We start from the raw sequence: 13,967 nt of genomic DNA on the forward strand, positions 1-13,967 counted from the left end.
CGGTCTCTCAGCCCGCCGCTGCGGCGGCTCCGCTGCGCCCGCTCTCGAGCAGGGGCTTCAGGAACCGGGCGGTGTAGGAGCCCTCGGCCCCCGCAACCTCCTCGGGGGTGCCGGAGGCGACCACGCGGCCTCCCCCGTCTCCCCCCTCGGGGCCCATGTCGATGATGTGGTCGGCGCTCTTGATCACGTCGAGGTTGTGCTCGATCACGACGACGGTGTTGCCCTTGTCGACGAGCCCGCCGAGGACCTCGAGCAGCTTGTGCACATCGGCGAAGTGCAGGCCGGTCGTCGGCTCGTCGAGCACGTAGATGGTCCGGCCGTTGGAGCGCTTGTGCAGCTCGGAGGCGAGCTTCACGCGCTGCGCCTCGCCGCCGGAGAGCGTGGTGGCGCTCTGCCCGAGTCGCACGTACCCCAGCCCCACGTCCACCAGCGTCTGCAGCTGGCGGCGGATGGCGGGGACGGCATCGAAGAACTCGAGCGCCTCCTCGATCGGCATCGCCAGGACCTCGGCGACGTTCTTCCCCTTGAAGTGCACCTCGAGCGTCTCGCGGTTGTAGCGATTCCCGTGGCAGACCTCGCACTGCACGTAGACGTCCGGCAGGAAGTTCATCTCGATCTTGATGGTGCCGTCGCCCGAGCAGGCCTCGCAGCGCCCGCCCTTGACGTTGAAGGAGAAGCGCCCGGCCGTGTATCCGCGCACCTTCGCCTCGGTGGTCTGCGCGAACAGCGTGCGCACGCGGTCCCAGACGCCGGTGTAGGTCGCCGGGTTCGATCGCGGGGTGCGGCCGATGGGCGACTGGTCCACGTGCACGACCTTGTCGAGATGCTCGAGGCCGGTGACGCGCTTGTGCCGGCCCGGGACGATCCTGGCCCGATTGAGCTCCTTGGCGAGCACCGAGTACAGGATGTCGTTGACCAGGGTCGACTTCCCTGAGCCGGAGACGCCGGTGACGGCGGTGAACACGCCCAGCGGGACGCTCACATCCATCCCCTGGAGGTTGTTGGCCCGCGGGCCGATGACCTTGAGCATGCGGGAGCGGTCCACCGGGCGGCGCACCGGAGGCACGGGGATCGCCAGCTCGCCGCTGAGATAGCGCCCGGTGAGGCTGTCCCGATTGGTCTTGAGGTCCTCGACGGTCCCGGAGTGGACCACATGCCCTCCGTGCTCTCCGGCGAGCGGGCCGATGTCGACCACCCAGTCCGCGGAGTTCAGCGTGTCCTCGTCGTGCTCGACGACGATCAGCGTGTTCCCGAGGTCCCTCAGCCGGGTGAGGGTGGAGATCAGGCGCTCGTTGTCACGCTGGTGCAGTCCGATGGAGGGCTCGTCGAGCACGTAGAGCACCCCGACCAGTCCCGAGCCGATCTGGGTGGCCAGGCGGATGCGCTGCGCCTCCCCGCCGGAGAGCGTCGCCGCGGCCCGGGAGAGCGTCAGGTAGTCGAGGCCGACGTCGAGCAGGAATCCGAGGCGGGCGCGGATCTCCCGCAGGACCTCGTCGGCGATCGCGGCTTCGCGGACGCCGAGCTGCAGACCCTGCGCATAGGCGAGGGCATCTCGGATCGACATGTCGCAGACCTCGGCGATGGAGCGTCCGCCGACGGTGACCGCGAGCACCTCGGGACGCAGGCGCGCACCGCGGCATGCCGGGCAGGGGACCTCGCGCATGAACTGCTCATAGCGCTCCTTGGCCCAGTCGGACTCGGTGTCGGAGTGCCGCCGCTCGAGGAAGTTCATCACGCCCTCGAAGCCTGTGGAGTAGGTGCGCTCGCGTCCGAAGCGGTTGCGGTACTTCACATGGACCTTGTAGTCCTTGCCGTGGAGCAGGGCCTCGCGGGCCCGCGAGGGAAGCGCCCGCCATGGCGTGTCCATGGAGAAGGACAGTTCCTCGGCGAGCGCGGTCATGATCTCCTGATGGTGATCCGAGGAGCCCATGGTCCAGGGGGCGATGGCTCCCTCGGAGAGGCTCAGGTCCTCGTCGGGGATCACGAGCTCGGGATCGACCTCCAGACGCATGCCGATGCCGGTGCATTCGGGGCAGGCGCCGTAGGGGGCGTTGAAGGAGAAGGTGCGCGGTTCGATGTCGTCGATCGCGATGGGGTGCCCGTTGGGGCAGGCGCGCTTCTCGGAGAAGCGACGGCTGCGGTGCGGATCGTCGTCGTCGAGGTCGACGAAGTCCACCAGCAGGATGCCCTCGGCCAGGCGCAGCGCGGTCTCGACGGAGTCCGTCAGCCGGCGTCGGGAGTCCGGCTTCGCGGCGAGGCGGTCGACGACGACCTCGATGGTGTGCTTGAACTTCTTGTCGAGGGTGATCTCCTCGTCCAGGCGCCGGACCGTCCCGTCGACGCGGGCGCGCGCGTATCCCTGGGAGCGCAGCGAGCTCAGCAGGTCGGCGTGCTCTCCCTTGCGCCCCTGCACGACCGGTGCCAGCAGCTGGAAGCGGGTGCCCGTCGGATGGTGCTCCTCGTCCAGCAGCTCGTCGACGATCTGCTCGGCCGACGACGAGCTGACCCGCTCGCCGCACACAGGGCAGTGCTGCACGCCGGTGCGGGAGAACAGCAGGCGGAGGTAGTCGTAGACCTCGGTGATGGTGCCGACGGTCGATCGCGGATTGCGGTTGGTCGACTTCTGGTCGATGGACACCGCCGGGGAGAGGCCCTCGATGAGATCGACGGACGGCTTGTCCATCTGCCCCAGGAACTGGCGCGCATACGCCGAGAGGGACTCCACGTAGCGTCGCTGCCCCTCGGCGAAGATCGTGTCGAAGGCGAGCGAGCTCTTCCCGGAGCCCGACAGACCGGAGAACACCACCAGCCTGTTCCGGGGGATCTCGATGTCGATGTTCTTGAGGTTGTGCTCCCGCGCTCCGCGGACCACCAGCGTTTCAGTCACCGGCCCATCCTAGGCACGTCGGACGCCGTTCGAACAGACGTTCGGGGAGAGATGAAGTCGACATGAGTGTGCGGCATGCTGTCCCATACTGTCCCCATGGCTGATCACGAGTACACCGGGCACGTCGAGCCCGGCGGCGAGGCCGCGGTGCGCACCCTCCAGGGTCTGCAGATCCGCAAGCTCTCCGTCGGGCCGATGGACAACAACGCCTATCTGCTGACCTGCCGGTCGACGGGAGCACAGCTGCTGGTGGACGCCGCTGCGGATCCGGATGCGCTGCTGCAGCTGATCGCGGCAGGCGCGACCGCGGCGCCGGGAGCGACAGGGGCGACGGGAACGGCAGGCGCGGCAGGCGCTCGGCTGGACCTCATCGTCACCACCCACTCCCATCACGACCACGTCGGCGCGCTCGCGGAGATCGTCGGGGCGACCGGCGCCCGCACCGCAGCGGGCGCGGAGGATGCCGCGGCGCTCCCCGTCCCCGTGGACCTCCCTCTCGGCGACGGCGACGTGCTCGAGGTCGGGACGCAGACCGTGGAGATCATCCATCTGCGCGGCCACACCCCCGGCTCCGTCGCGCTGCTCTGGCGCGGCGGGACGGACGGCGATCATCTCTTCACCGGCGACTCGCTGTTCCCCGGAGGGGTGGGGAACACGGACCGCGACCCGCGGCGCTTCGCACAGCTGATCGACGACGTCCAGCGGCGTATCTTCGACCGTCTCGCCGACGGGACCTGGGTCTATCCGGGACATGGTGACGACACCACCCTCGGCGCGGAGCGGGCCTCGCTGCCTGCATGGCGGGCACGCGGCTGGTGACCTCTCCTCCGGCCCCGGCCTGGTGCGTCCTCGGACGGGCCGACGGCGGGCGCATCGCGCTCGTCGGTCTCGATCCCGCGGGGCGGCCCCTGTCCATCGAGGAGCTCCCTGCCCGGGACCTGCCGACCGCGGTCGCGCTGAAGGAGGCGGCGTCGGAAGCGGCATCGCCGGTGCGCTGGGTCTGGAGCGATGCGGCCACCTGGTACCCGCGTCTGCTCGCAGCCGGGGTGACGGTCCAGCGCTGCCATGATCTGCGTCTGATCCACCGGATCCTGCGCGATTCGGAGCTGGTGCGCGACCAGGCGGCGCTGCGCGACGCATCCGCGTGGGACACGCCTCTGGACCCGCACGAGCCCCAGCGCGTCGTCGGAGCGACTCTCTTCGATCTCGATGCCGCCCCGACAGGATCCGTCGACGTCCCCGACGCCCTGGACGAGACGCTCGCGGAGTTCGAGCGCCAGCGCATCGCGCTCGACGGTGCGAGGGACATGCCTCGCCTGCGCCTGCTGATCGCCGCGGAGTCCGCAGGCGCCCTGATCGCCGCCGAGCTGCACGCCGCCGGGATCCCCTGGGACGCGGTCGAGCACGACCGGATCCTCGCCGCCGCCCTCGGACCGCGTCCTTCTCCCGGCGGGGTGCCTGCTCGGATGGCGGAGGCGGGGGCGGAGGCGCGCACCGCGCTGGGGGACCCGCTGGTGCCGCTGGACTCGCCGCCCAAGCTGCTGCGCGCCCTGCACCGCGCGGGGATCGACGTCGCCTCCACCTCGCAGTGGGAGCTGCGGGAGCTGGACCATCCCTCCATCCAGCCGCTGCTGAGGTACAAGAAGATGTCCCGGCTGCTCACCGCCAACGGCTGGGCATGGTTGGAGGAGTGGGTGCACGACGGACGCTATCGGCCCCACTACGTCCCGGGCGGCGTGGTGACCGGTCGCTGGGCCAGCAGCGGCGGCGGCGCGCTGCAGATCCCGCGGCAGCTGCGCCCTGCGCTGCGGGCCGATCCGGGGTGGCGCCTGGTGAGCGCCGACGTGTCGCAGCTGGAGCCGCGGGTGCTCGCCGCCATGTCCGACGATCGCGCGATGATCGCGGCGGGAGAGGGGAAGGACCTCTACTCGGGCATCGTCGAGGCACGGGTCGTCGCGACGCGCCAGGAGGCGAAGGTCGGCGTGCTCGGAGCCCTGTACGGCGGAACCACCGGGGACAGCGGCCGGGTGGTGCCGCGGCTGCGGCGGACCTTCCCCGACGCGATGCGCCTGGTCGATGAGGCGGCGGCGACCGGCGAGCGCGGCGGGACCGTGACCACCTGGCTGGGGCGCTCCTCCCCCGCGCCTGAGCCGGCGTGGACGCAGGCGCAGCGCAGCGCGAACCAGGTCGATGCCCCGACGGCGGCTCAGGAGCGAGCGCGCCGCGCGGCCCGTGACCGCGGGCGCTTCACCCGGAACTTCGTCGTGCAGGGCACGGCCGCGGAGTGGGCGCTGTCCTGGATGGCGGCGCTGCGGCTGCGACTCGCGAGCTTCCCGGAGGTGGCGTCGGACAGGGCGGCCGGTCCCTCGGGCCCGGTGTTCTCCCGTCGCGCGCACCTGGCCTTCTTCCTCCACGACGAGGTGATCGTGCATGCTCCGGCGGAGCAGGCCGACGCGGCGGCGACGGCGGTCCGCGAGTCGGCGGATGCCGCTGGGCGACTGCTGTTCCCGGGCAGCCCGATCGACTTCCCTCTGGACCTGGCGATCTCGGAGCGCTCGGCGGAGAAGTGAGCGCTGTCCGGACCTCGCGCTCCTCCCGACGGCGGTGGCGCTCGGTCGAGTCCCGTTGTGTGGTGGCTTCTGGGTCAGGCGGTCATGTGGAGTCGGCTGGTGGTCTCGGAGGTGTCGCTGGTGAGCATGTCGGCGAGGCGGCGTAGGGAGATGTCGCTGATGCAGCGGCGTTCGCCGTACTGCCATTCCTCGTGCTGGTCCTGGAGGACGGCGCCGATGAGCTCGTGACGGAGATCGACACGACGATCCGTCGCGCCCGGAAGGAGGCCGGGCTCTCGCAGCAGCAGCTGGGCGAGCTGGCCGGACTCTCCGATCGCACGATCCGGGAGATCGAGATCGGCTCCGGCAGCCCCGGGCTGCGATCCGTGCTCGCGGTGCTCACGGTGCTCGGGCTGAATCTGACGGTGGCTCAGTGAGCGTCCTCCCGGAGCTGGGCTCGCTGCGTCTCGTCGGGCGGGCTGACGTGCACAAGGCGGGGACGCTCGCAGGAACTCTCGTGCGGGCGCAGTCCGGCGAGATGGCCTTCCGCTATCGCGAGGGATATGCGGGAGAGCCTGTCGCCACGACCCTGCCGATCACGGATCGCCCCGTGACACGGATGGCTCACCGGCAACGGCGACCTGCACGCCAAGAACGTGTCGATCCTGCGCGATCGGAACGGTCGCTGGCAGGTGGCGCCGCTCTACGACATCCCCTCTGCACGGGGCGGTGCGGGAGCTGTCCCGACGCCGATCGGAGATCGCGGTCTGAGAGTCGCCGAGACCACCGGGATCCGGTTCAGCTCGAGCGCTGAACGCGCCGCAGCTCCTTCTTCAGCTCGGAGACCTCGTCGCGCAGTCGGGCCGCGACCTCGAAGTTCAGCGACTCGGCCGCCTGGTGCATCTGAGCGGTCATCTCCTCGATCATGCCGGTGAGAGCACCGACGGGGTCGTCGCCGAGGTCGACCTGGCGACCGGAGACCGCGTCGACGGCGTTCGCGCGGGCTCGCTCGCGAGCGACCCTCTCCTTGCCGGACCGGTAGTCGGTGGCCATGAGGGTGTCGGTGTCGATGTCCTCGCGGGCGAGCATGTCGGTGACGTCGGCGATGCGCTTGCGCAGGGGTGTCGGGTCGATGCCATGCGCCTCGTTGTAGGCGATCTGCTTCGCGCGGCGCCGGTTCGTCTCGTCGATCGCTTCCTGCATGGAGTCGGTGACCCTATCGGCGTACATGTGCACCTGACCTGAGACGTTGCGGGCGGCACGCCCGATGGTCTGGATCAGGGAGGTGCGCGAGCGCAGGAAGCCCTCCTTGTCGGCGTCGAGGATCGACACGAGCGACACCTCGGGCAGGTCCAGACCCTCGCGCAGGAGGTTGATGCCGACCAGCACGTCGTACTCCCCCAGGCGCAGCGAGCGCAGCAGCTCCACGCGGCGCAGCGTGTCGACGTCGGAATGGAGGTACTGCACGCGCACGCCGTTCTCGAGGAGATAGTCCGTGAGATCCTCGGCCATGCGCTTGGTGAGCGTCGTGACCAGGACGCGCTCGTCGCGCTGGACGCGCTTGTCGATCTCCTCGCGCAGATCATCGATCTGCCCCTTGACGGGCTTCACGATGACCTCGGGGTCCACGAGGCCCGTCGGGCGGATGATCTGCTCGACCACGCCGTCGGCCCGACCGAGCTCATAATCTGCGGGCGTGGCGGAGAGGTAGACCGTCTGCCCGGTGCGCTCGGTGAACTCGGCGAAGGTCAGCGGACGGTTGTCCAGGGCCGACGGCAGACGGAAGCCGAAGTCGACGAGCGTGCGCTTGCGGGAGCGGTCGCCCTCGTACATCGCGCCGATCTGCGGCACGGTCACATGGGACTCGTCGATGACCAGGAGGAAGTCCTCGGGGAAGTAGTCCATGAGGGTGTTCGGCGGGGTGCCCGGCCCGCGCCCGTCGAGGTGCCGGGAGTAGTTCTCGACGCCGTTGGTGGAGCCGGTCTGACGGAGCATCTCGAGATCATGGGTGGTGCGCATGCGCAGACGCTGCGCCTCCAGGAGCTTGTTCTGCCCCTCGAGCTCCTCCAGCCGCTCGCCGAGCTCGACCTCGATGGAGTCCAGCGCCTTGGCGAGCCGCTCAGGGCCGGCGACGTAGTGGGAGGCGGGGAAGATGTGGATGTGGTCCTCCTCACGGATCACCTCCCCGGTCATCGGATGGAGCGTGTACAGCGCGTCGATCTCGTCCCCGAAGAGCTCGATGCGCAGGGCGAGCTCCTCGTACATGGGGATGATCTCCACGGTGTCCCCTCGAACGCGGAAGGTGCCGCGCTCGAAGGCGACGTCGTTGCGGTCGTACTGCATGTCCACGAAGCGCCTCAGGAGCTCGTCGCGGTCCACCTGGTCGCCGCGGGAGAGCTGCACCATGCGGTCGACGTACTCCTGCGGAGTGCCCAGGCCGTAGATGCAGGAGACGGAGGAGACCACTACGACGTCGCGCCGGGTCAGCAGAGAGTTGGTCGCGCTGTGGCGCAGCCGCTCGACCTCTGCGTTGATCGACGAGTCCTTCTCGATGTAGGTGTCCGACTGCGGGACGTACGCCTCGGGCTGGTAGTAGTCGTAGTAGGAGACGAAGTACTCGACAGCGTTGTTCGGCAGCAGATCGCGGAACTCGCTGGCCAGCTGCGCTGCGAGGGTCTTGTTGTGCGCCATCACCAGCGTAGGGCGCTGCAGCTTCTCGATCAGCCAGGCGGTGGTGGCGCTCTTGCCCGTGCCTGTGGCCCCCAGCAGGACCACATCCTGCTCGCCCGACTCGATGCGCCGTGCGAGCTCGTCGATCGCCTGCGGCTGATCGCCCGAGGGCTTGTACTCGGAGACGACCTCGAAGGGATGCTCGGCGCGGACCAGATCGGTGACAGGACGCATGGTACGAGCCTACGGCGCGAAGCCGACGCGCGGAACATCGCCTGCCGCCCGCGCGTCCTCGACCGCGCGAGCGAGCGCATGGAGCGCGCGAGCGCCCAGGACCTCACGGCCCCCGGTGTTCAGCACGAGCCGGTCCGCCCGGCGGATCCGCTCGAGGTCGCTCGTCTGCGCCGCCATCACCGATTCGACGTAGGCACGGTCCCTGCCGCGAGACGAGACGACACGGGAGATGCGGTCCTCTCGCCGGGCGAGGACCGCGACGATCGCCGCGTAGTCCCCGTCCCTGCGCTTCTCGAGCAGCAGCGGACTGTCATGCACCACCATCTCCTCCCCGGCGAGCACGGCCTCACGCTCCTCCGCGGCGACAGCGCCGTCCACCCGCGCCAGCACGATCGCCTCCAGGTCCGCCCTCGCCGCGGCGTCGGAGAACACCAGGCGCGCCATCGCGGCCCGGTCGATCGTCCCGGACGCCGCGCGGAAGGACTCGCCGAAGCGAGCCACCGCCTCCTCCACGCCGTCCCCGGGGACGTCCAGCACCGCACGCGAGTGCGCGTCCAGATCGATCACCCGGTGACCTGCGTCGCGCCAGATCTGCGCGACAGCGGACTTCCCGGCTCCGATCCCGCCGGTCAGGCCGATGCGCATCAGGGTCATGCACCGATCGTACGGTCCTGCACCCGTTCGCTCCGCACCGTGCCGTCCGGCTACCGTCGTGCCGTGGACCCCCTGGAACTGCTCGTCACCAACGATCTGCTGCGCGTCCTGGACCTCATCGGCGTCTTCGTGATGGGTCTCGCCTCCGGCGCGCTCGCAGCGCGGCTCCGCTTCGATGCCGTGGGCTTCGCCATCATCGGCATCGCCGCCGGACTCGGCGGCGGCCTGGTCCGCGATCTCATCCTGAACTACGGCACACCCGCCGCCTTCGACGGCCCCTGGTACCTCGCCTGCGCGCTCGCAGGTTCCCTCGTCGCCTTCCTCATCTCTCCCGACGGTCCCTGGTGGCGCCGCGCCGTCACCGCCCTGGACATCGCCGCCATGGCGCTGTGGGCCGCGACCGGAACAGCCAAGTCGATCGGCTACGGACTGGACCCCCTGCCGGCGATCCTGCTGGGCGTCATGAGTGCCGTCGGAGGCGGAGTCATCCGCGACGTCCTGGTGGGGAGGATCCCCGCGATCTTCGGCGGCGGCCCGCTCTACGCGACCGGCGCGCTCGTGACCGCGATCTGCACCTGGGGAGTGATCGCCCTGAAGATCCCCTCCCCGCTGGTCCTCGTCGCCGTCGCCCTCGGCGCGCTGCTGGCAGGCATGGCCGCGTGGCGGCGCTGGCAGCTGCCGGCGCATGGCGAGTGGCAGGTGACCATGTCGGCCGCCCAGCTGAAGGCGCTGGTGCGTCGCACCCGCCGGTCCGAACGCCAGCGGGTCGCCTACGAGACGGGGGCGATCCCGGTCGTCGATGCGGACGTCGACGACCTCGCCGACGACATCAGCTTCCTGGATGCCGACGCCGGACAGTACGCCGAGCGGGCCTTCGGCTCTCCCGAGGAGCATCCCTCGGCCGACGTCGCCGCAGAGCCCGCCGAACCTGCAGACCCCACGGACCCTGACGACCCGGTCGACCCGGTCGACCCTGGCGATGCTGCGGAAGCGGACGACCCCAACCCTCGATGAGAGCTTTAGACTTCACGTCAGCTTCTATATAACCCTCTAGTTGAGGTTGAGGGTACTGGCACATCAATGCAGGTCACGGCGATGAGAAGTGGAGCAGTCCTGCTCAGGTCGACGACGGTCTATCAGGGACGCAGCAGCTCGAGCATCCGAGCGACGTCGTCGGCATCCAGCTGTCCCGGTGCGGAGGTGCCGCCGACCGCTGCGAAGGTCGCGGCGCTGCCGAAGACCTCCGACGCGACCCTGCTCACCGCGCCGAGGGATCCCATCGAGATCGCGATGTGCGGGCCCTCGCCGTCCTCGGCGACCGCTGTGCTCGCCGCCAGGAGGTCGAGCACATCCGAGACGCCGCGCGGCGTGACGGCCACCTTGGGGATGTCGGCTCCCAGGCGGCGCTGGGAGCGCAGGATCTCCTCGAGCTCAGCCTGTCCGGGAGTTCCGGAGAAGTCGTGGAACGATCCGACGACGAGCGCACCGACCTGATGGGCGGTCTCGATGACCTCCGCGACGAGCTGGGACGCACGGCTCGTCTCGATGTCCACGAGGTCGACGGACCGGCTCCGATCACGCAGCAGCGCGAGCAGCAGCGACCCGAGCTCCTCGTCCGAGATCTCCCGCGCCCCGCCCTCGGCAGAGGTGCGGAACGTCGCCAGCAGAGCCCGCTCCTCCCCGATCCGCTCCCGCAGCCGGGGCAGCGTCGCCAGGACCGCATCCTGATGATCCGCGGGCTCCGCGAGGTCGGGGCGGAAGAGGTCGATGCGCCATTCGAGCACCCGGGCGCTGCTCGAGCATGCGGCCTCCGCCTGGGTGAGCAGCGCCTGCTCATCGGTGCCGATGAGAGGGACGATGACCTCCGGGCGACCCCGCCCCAGTTCGATGCCCTGCCTCCGCACGACAGCAGCGGACTCGCCCGGCCGGACAGGATCGCCGATGCGTCCGAGGTCAGACATGTCGATCCCCGTGGTCAGTCGTCGGCCGCGATGGCGGCGTAGGCGGACAGCAGCAGCGCAGGATCCGGGCCCTCGAGGCGAGAGGTCCTCCCGATCCGATCCAGCACGACGAAGCGCAGCAGGCCCGCCCGAGTCTTCTTGTCGCGCTTCATGGCGTCCTCGAGCTTGGGCCACTGCCGCCCCCGGTAGGAGGTCGGCAGCCCCAGGGACGTCAGGATCGATCGATGCCGGTCCACCTCCGCCTCCGAGAGCTTGCCCGCGAGATGGGAGAGCTCCGCGGCGAACACCATGCCGACCGAGACCGCGGCACCATGCCGCCACTGGTAGCGCTCGTTGCGCTCGATCGCATGGCCGAGGGTGTGCCCGTAGTTGAGGATCTCCCGCTCCCCCGCCTCCGTGAGATCGGCGGAGACCACGCGGGCCTTGATCCGGATCTTGCGCTCGACGACCTCGCGGAACTGCGGCGACGCGATGTCCAGGACGGCCTCCGGGTCCTCCTCGATGATCTCGAGGATCCGCTCGTCGGCGATGAACCCGCCCTTGACGACCTCGGCGAGGCCCGCGGCCACGTCGTTGCGCCCCAGGCCCGCCAGCACGTCGAGATCCTCGATCACCGCGATCGGGGTGTGGAAGGCGCCGACGAGGTTCTTGCCCTCAGCCGTGTTGATCCCGGTCTTCCCGCCGACGGCGGCATCGACCATCGCCGCTACGGTGGTCGGCACCTGCAGCACATCGATGCCCCGCAGCCAGCTCGCGGCCACGAAGCCGGCCAGGTCGGTGGCGGCGCCGCCGCCCAGGCCGATCACGAGGTCGGTGCGGGAGATCTCCGCCTGCCCGCACACCTGCCAGAGGAACCCCGCGACCTGGGCGGTCTTCGCCTCCTCGCCATCGGGGACCTCCGCGAGGAAGGTCTGACGGCCGCTCGCCGCGATCGACTCCCGAACCTGCTCCGCGATCTCGCGCAGAGTCGGCTGGTGGACGACCACCACCCGCCGGGCCCGCTCGGGGATATGGGCAGGGATGTCTCCGAGCAGACTGCGGCCCACGAGGACGTCGTAGCCTCCTGTCGGCGTCGCGACGGGGATCACGGTCGTGCCCCCGGTCTCGGTTCCTGCCTGCGTCCCGACGCCAGCACTCGAATCGGCGTGAGCCCCAGCGTCGTCCGAGGAGTCGGCGACGGGCCGAGGTGCGGACTCAGAGATGTTCATGCGCTCTCCTCCTGGGACGGGTGCTCCCGCTCCACGGTCTCGATGATGGTGCGGGCTACCGCGGTGGCGCTGCCTCGAGCGGAATCCACCCGCCAGCGCGCCGCCGCTCGGTACAGCGGCTCGCGCTCGGCGCTCAGCGCACGCCAGCGCTCCATAGGATCATCACCGGCGAGCAGAGGGCGGCCATGGCCACGTCCGATCCTCCGGGTTGCAGTCTGCTCGTCGACCTCGAGCAGGACCACCGGCCTGCCCTCGAGCAGGCGACGGGATCGCTCGTGGGTGACGGTCCCCCCGCCGAGCGCGAGGACCCCCGAATGCTCTGCCAGCGCCCGCTCGAGCACGCTCGCCTCCAGCTCGCGGAAGGTGGCCTCGCCGTCGGACTCGAAGATCTGCGGAATCGATCGTCCGTCGGCGGACGCGATCAGCGCGTCGAGATCGGCGAACTCGACCCCGAGGCAGGAGGCGAGCTCGCGACCGACACTCGTCTTGCCGGCGCCCATGGGGCCCAGCAGGATCACGCGTGGACCGGTCACGACGCCGAGCCGGGGACCAGACGGGACTGCAGACGAGCGCTCTCGTCGAGGTGGGCTCGGATCTCCGCGACGCTGTCGCCGCCGGCCTTCTCCAGAAGAGCATCCGCGAGCGCGAGTGCGACCATCGCCTCGGCGATCACCGCCGCCGGGGCAACAGCGCACACGTCCGAGCGCTGGTGGTTGGCGACGGCCTCCCCTCCCGTGGCGACATCGACCGTGCGCAGGGCCCGAGGCACGGTCGAGATCGGCTTCAGAGCACCGCGAACGCGGATGATCTGCCCGTTGCTCATCCCGCCTTCGAGCCCGCCGGCACGGTTGGTGGCGCGAGGATACGTCGAGCCGTCCCCTGCGACGAGGATCTCGTCATGGGCCTCGGAGCCCCTGCGGGCGGCGGTGGCGAATCCGTCGCCGATCTCCACGCCCTTCATCGCCTGGATCGACATGATCGCCTGCGCGAGGCGACCGTCTAGCTTGCGGTCCCACTGCGTATGGGAGCCGAGCCCCACCGGCACCCCGTAGGCGAGCACCTCCACGACGCCGCCGAGGGTGTCGCCGTCCTCCTTGGCCGCGTCGACCTCGGCGACCATAGCCGTCGAAGTCGAGGCATGGAAGCAGCGCAGCGGATCCGCATCCAGCGCCTCGGAGTCCTCAGGAGTGGGCAGCGGCGCATCCTCGGGCACCCGGACGGTGCCGACGGAGAGGGTATGGGAGACCAGTCGGACACCCGCGGCCTGCTCCAGCAGCGCCGCGGCGACCCGCCCCGCGACCACGCGAGCGGCTGTCTCGCGGGCACTCGCGCGCTCGAGGATGGGACGGGCCTCCTCGAAGCCGTACTTCAGCATGCCGGCCAGATCCGCATGGCCGGGTCGAGGGCGCGTGAGCGGGCGGTTGCGCGCGATCTCCCGCTCGTCACCGGTTCCCGCATCCACCAGCAGGTCCTCACGAGCGACCGGGTCGGCGCTCATGACCTTCTCCCACTTCGGCCACTCGGAGTTGGCGACCTCGATCGCCAGCGGCGAGCCGATCGTGCGGCCATGGCGCAGACCGCCGTGGATGGTCAGGACGTCCTGCTCGAACTTCTGGCGGCTGCCTCGACCGTGGCCGAGACGCCGACGAGCCAGCGCCGACCGCAGGTCGTCGCTGCTCAGCTCGATCCCGGCGGGAACGCCGTCGAGCAGGGAGATGAGAGATGGGCCGTGGGACTCCCCGGCCGTGAACCAGCGCAGCATGGCGCCGATTCTCTCACGGCGATGCCTGTCGGCGTCGACGCG

At 70.3% G+C, this 13,967-nt stretch carries 11 protein-coding genes and 2 pseudogenes; 5 read left to right on the top strand and 8 right to left on the bottom strand.

Going from position 1 to position 13,967, the window contains the following annotated elements; genetic code table 11:
• Positions 1–7: 7 nt before the first annotated feature.
• The gene (gene uvrA, locus ACZ5AJ_RS06830) at positions 8–2,887 is read right to left on the bottom strand and encodes an excinuclease ABC subunit UvrA (RefSeq protein ID WP_464138261.1); all 2,880 of its coding nucleotides are present in this window, start codon (positions 2,885–2,887) and stop codon (positions 8–10) included.
• A 96-nt stretch (positions 2,888–2,983) separates the two neighbouring features.
• Between uvrA and ACZ5AJ_RS06835 the strand changes: the two genes are divergently transcribed.
• A complete protein-coding gene (locus tag ACZ5AJ_RS06835) occupies positions 2,984–3,706 on the top strand; it encodes an MBL fold metallo-hydrolase (protein ID WP_464138263.1) in 723 nt (240 codons plus the stop codon).
• Complete coding sequence (locus tag ACZ5AJ_RS06840; RefSeq protein ID WP_464138264.1) at positions 3,685–5,457, top strand: bifunctional 3'-5' exonuclease/DNA polymerase; 1,773 nt, start codon at positions 3,685–3,687, stop codon at positions 5,455–5,457. Before ACZ5AJ_RS06835 ends, ACZ5AJ_RS06840 begins: the two co-directional genes overlap by 22 nt.
• A 74-nt stretch (positions 5,458–5,531) precedes the next feature.
• Here the strand turns inward: ACZ5AJ_RS06840 and ACZ5AJ_RS06845 are convergent.
• Positions 5,532–5,678 (bottom strand): annotated as a pseudogene (locus ACZ5AJ_RS06845) (IS256 family transposase); the annotation flags it as partial.
• Here ACZ5AJ_RS06845 and ACZ5AJ_RS06850 point away from each other — a divergent pair.
• On the top strand, positions 5,649–5,873 hold the full coding sequence (locus ACZ5AJ_RS06850) for a helix-turn-helix domain-containing protein (protein WP_464138265.1): 225 nt from the start codon (positions 5,649–5,651) through the stop codon (positions 5,871–5,873). The pseudogene ACZ5AJ_RS06845 and the gene ACZ5AJ_RS06850 overlap by 30 nt on opposite strands.
• Before the next feature lie 219 nt (positions 5,874–6,092).
• Positions 6,093–6,191, top strand: a pseudogene (locus tag ACZ5AJ_RS06855) (hypothetical protein); the annotation flags it as partial.
• 43 nt (positions 6,192–6,234) lie between these two features.
• Here the strand turns inward: ACZ5AJ_RS06855 and uvrB are convergent.
• Positions 6,235–8,340 carry an excinuclease ABC subunit UvrB gene (gene uvrB / locus ACZ5AJ_RS06860; protein WP_464138267.1) on the bottom strand — a complete coding sequence of 702 codons (2,106 nt, stop codon included), beginning with the start codon at positions 8,338–8,340 and terminating at the stop codon, positions 6,235–6,237.
• Between the two features lie 9 nt (positions 8,341–8,349).
• Positions 8,350–8,994 (bottom strand): dephospho-CoA kinase, encoded by a 645-nt coding sequence (gene coaE / locus ACZ5AJ_RS06865; RefSeq protein ID WP_464138268.1) that lies wholly within the window; start codon positions 8,992–8,994, stop codon positions 8,350–8,352.
• Between the two features lie 63 nt (positions 8,995–9,057).
• Here coaE and ACZ5AJ_RS06870 point away from each other — a divergent pair, with 63 nt between their 5' ends.
• Positions 9,058–10,008 (top strand): trimeric intracellular cation channel family protein, encoded by a 951-nt coding sequence (locus ACZ5AJ_RS06870; RefSeq protein ID WP_464138270.1) that lies wholly within the window; start codon positions 9,058–9,060, stop codon positions 10,006–10,008.
• Between the two features lie 122 nt (positions 10,009–10,130).
• Here ACZ5AJ_RS06870 and aroD read toward each other — a convergent pair whose 3' ends face one another.
• Genes aroD through aroC form a run of 4 tightly spaced genes read right to left on the bottom strand, consistent with a single transcriptional unit; the run spans position 10,131 to position 13,925 of the window.
• Entirely contained in the window at positions 10,131–10,955 is an 825-nt protein-coding gene (aroD, locus tag ACZ5AJ_RS06875; protein WP_464138272.1) for a type I 3-dehydroquinate dehydratase, read from the bottom strand.
• A gap of 14 nt (positions 10,956–10,969) precedes the next feature.
• Positions 10,970–12,163 carry a 3-dehydroquinate synthase gene (gene aroB / locus ACZ5AJ_RS06880; RefSeq protein ID WP_464138273.1) on the bottom strand — a complete coding sequence of 398 codons (1,194 nt, stop codon included), beginning with the start codon at positions 12,161–12,163 and terminating at the stop codon, positions 10,970–10,972.
• Positions 12,160–12,696, bottom strand: a complete 537-nt coding sequence (locus ACZ5AJ_RS06885; RefSeq protein ID WP_464138275.1) for a shikimate kinase — start codon at positions 12,694–12,696, stop codon at positions 12,160–12,162. The genes aroB and ACZ5AJ_RS06885 overlap by 4 nt, the downstream gene beginning before the upstream one ends.
• Positions 12,693–13,925 carry a chorismate synthase gene (aroC, locus tag ACZ5AJ_RS06890; RefSeq protein WP_464138276.1) on the bottom strand — a complete coding sequence of 411 codons (1,233 nt, stop codon included), beginning with the start codon at positions 13,923–13,925 and terminating at the stop codon, positions 12,693–12,695. The genes ACZ5AJ_RS06885 and aroC overlap by 4 nt, the downstream gene beginning before the upstream one ends.
• Positions 13,926–13,967: the final 42 nt, after the last annotated feature.

The organism is Brachybacterium zhongshanense, from assembly GCF_055385755.1.

What these genes read in the sequence shown, in the direction of transcription:
- ACZ5AJ_RS06835 (WP_464138263.1), top strand. Translation starts at nt 2,984, where the DNA reads ATGGCTGATCACGAGTACACCGGGCACGTCGAGCCCGGCGGCGAGGCC.
- ACZ5AJ_RS06840 (WP_464138264.1), top strand. Translation starts at nt 3,685, where the DNA reads ATGGCGGGCACGCGGCTGGTGACCTCTCCTCCGGCCCCGGCCTGGTGC.
- uvrB (WP_464138267.1), bottom strand. Translation starts at nt 8,340, where the DNA reads ATGCGTCCTGTCACCGATCTGGTCCGCGCCGAGCATCCCTTCGAGGTC.
- coaE (WP_464138268.1), bottom strand. Translation starts at nt 8,994, where the DNA reads ATGACCCTGATGCGCATCGGCCTGACCGGCGGGATCGGAGCCGGGAAG.
- aroD (WP_464138272.1), bottom strand. Translation starts at nt 10,955, where the DNA reads ATGTCTGACCTCGGACGCATCGGCGATCCTGTCCGGCCGGGCGAGTCC.
- aroB (WP_464138273.1), bottom strand. Translation starts at nt 12,163, where the DNA reads ATGAACATCTCTGAGTCCGCACCTCGGCCCGTCGCCGACTCCTCGGAC.
- aroC (WP_464138276.1), bottom strand. Translation starts at nt 13,925, where the DNA reads ATGCTGCGCTGGTTCACGGCCGGGGAGTCCCACGGCCCATCTCTCATC.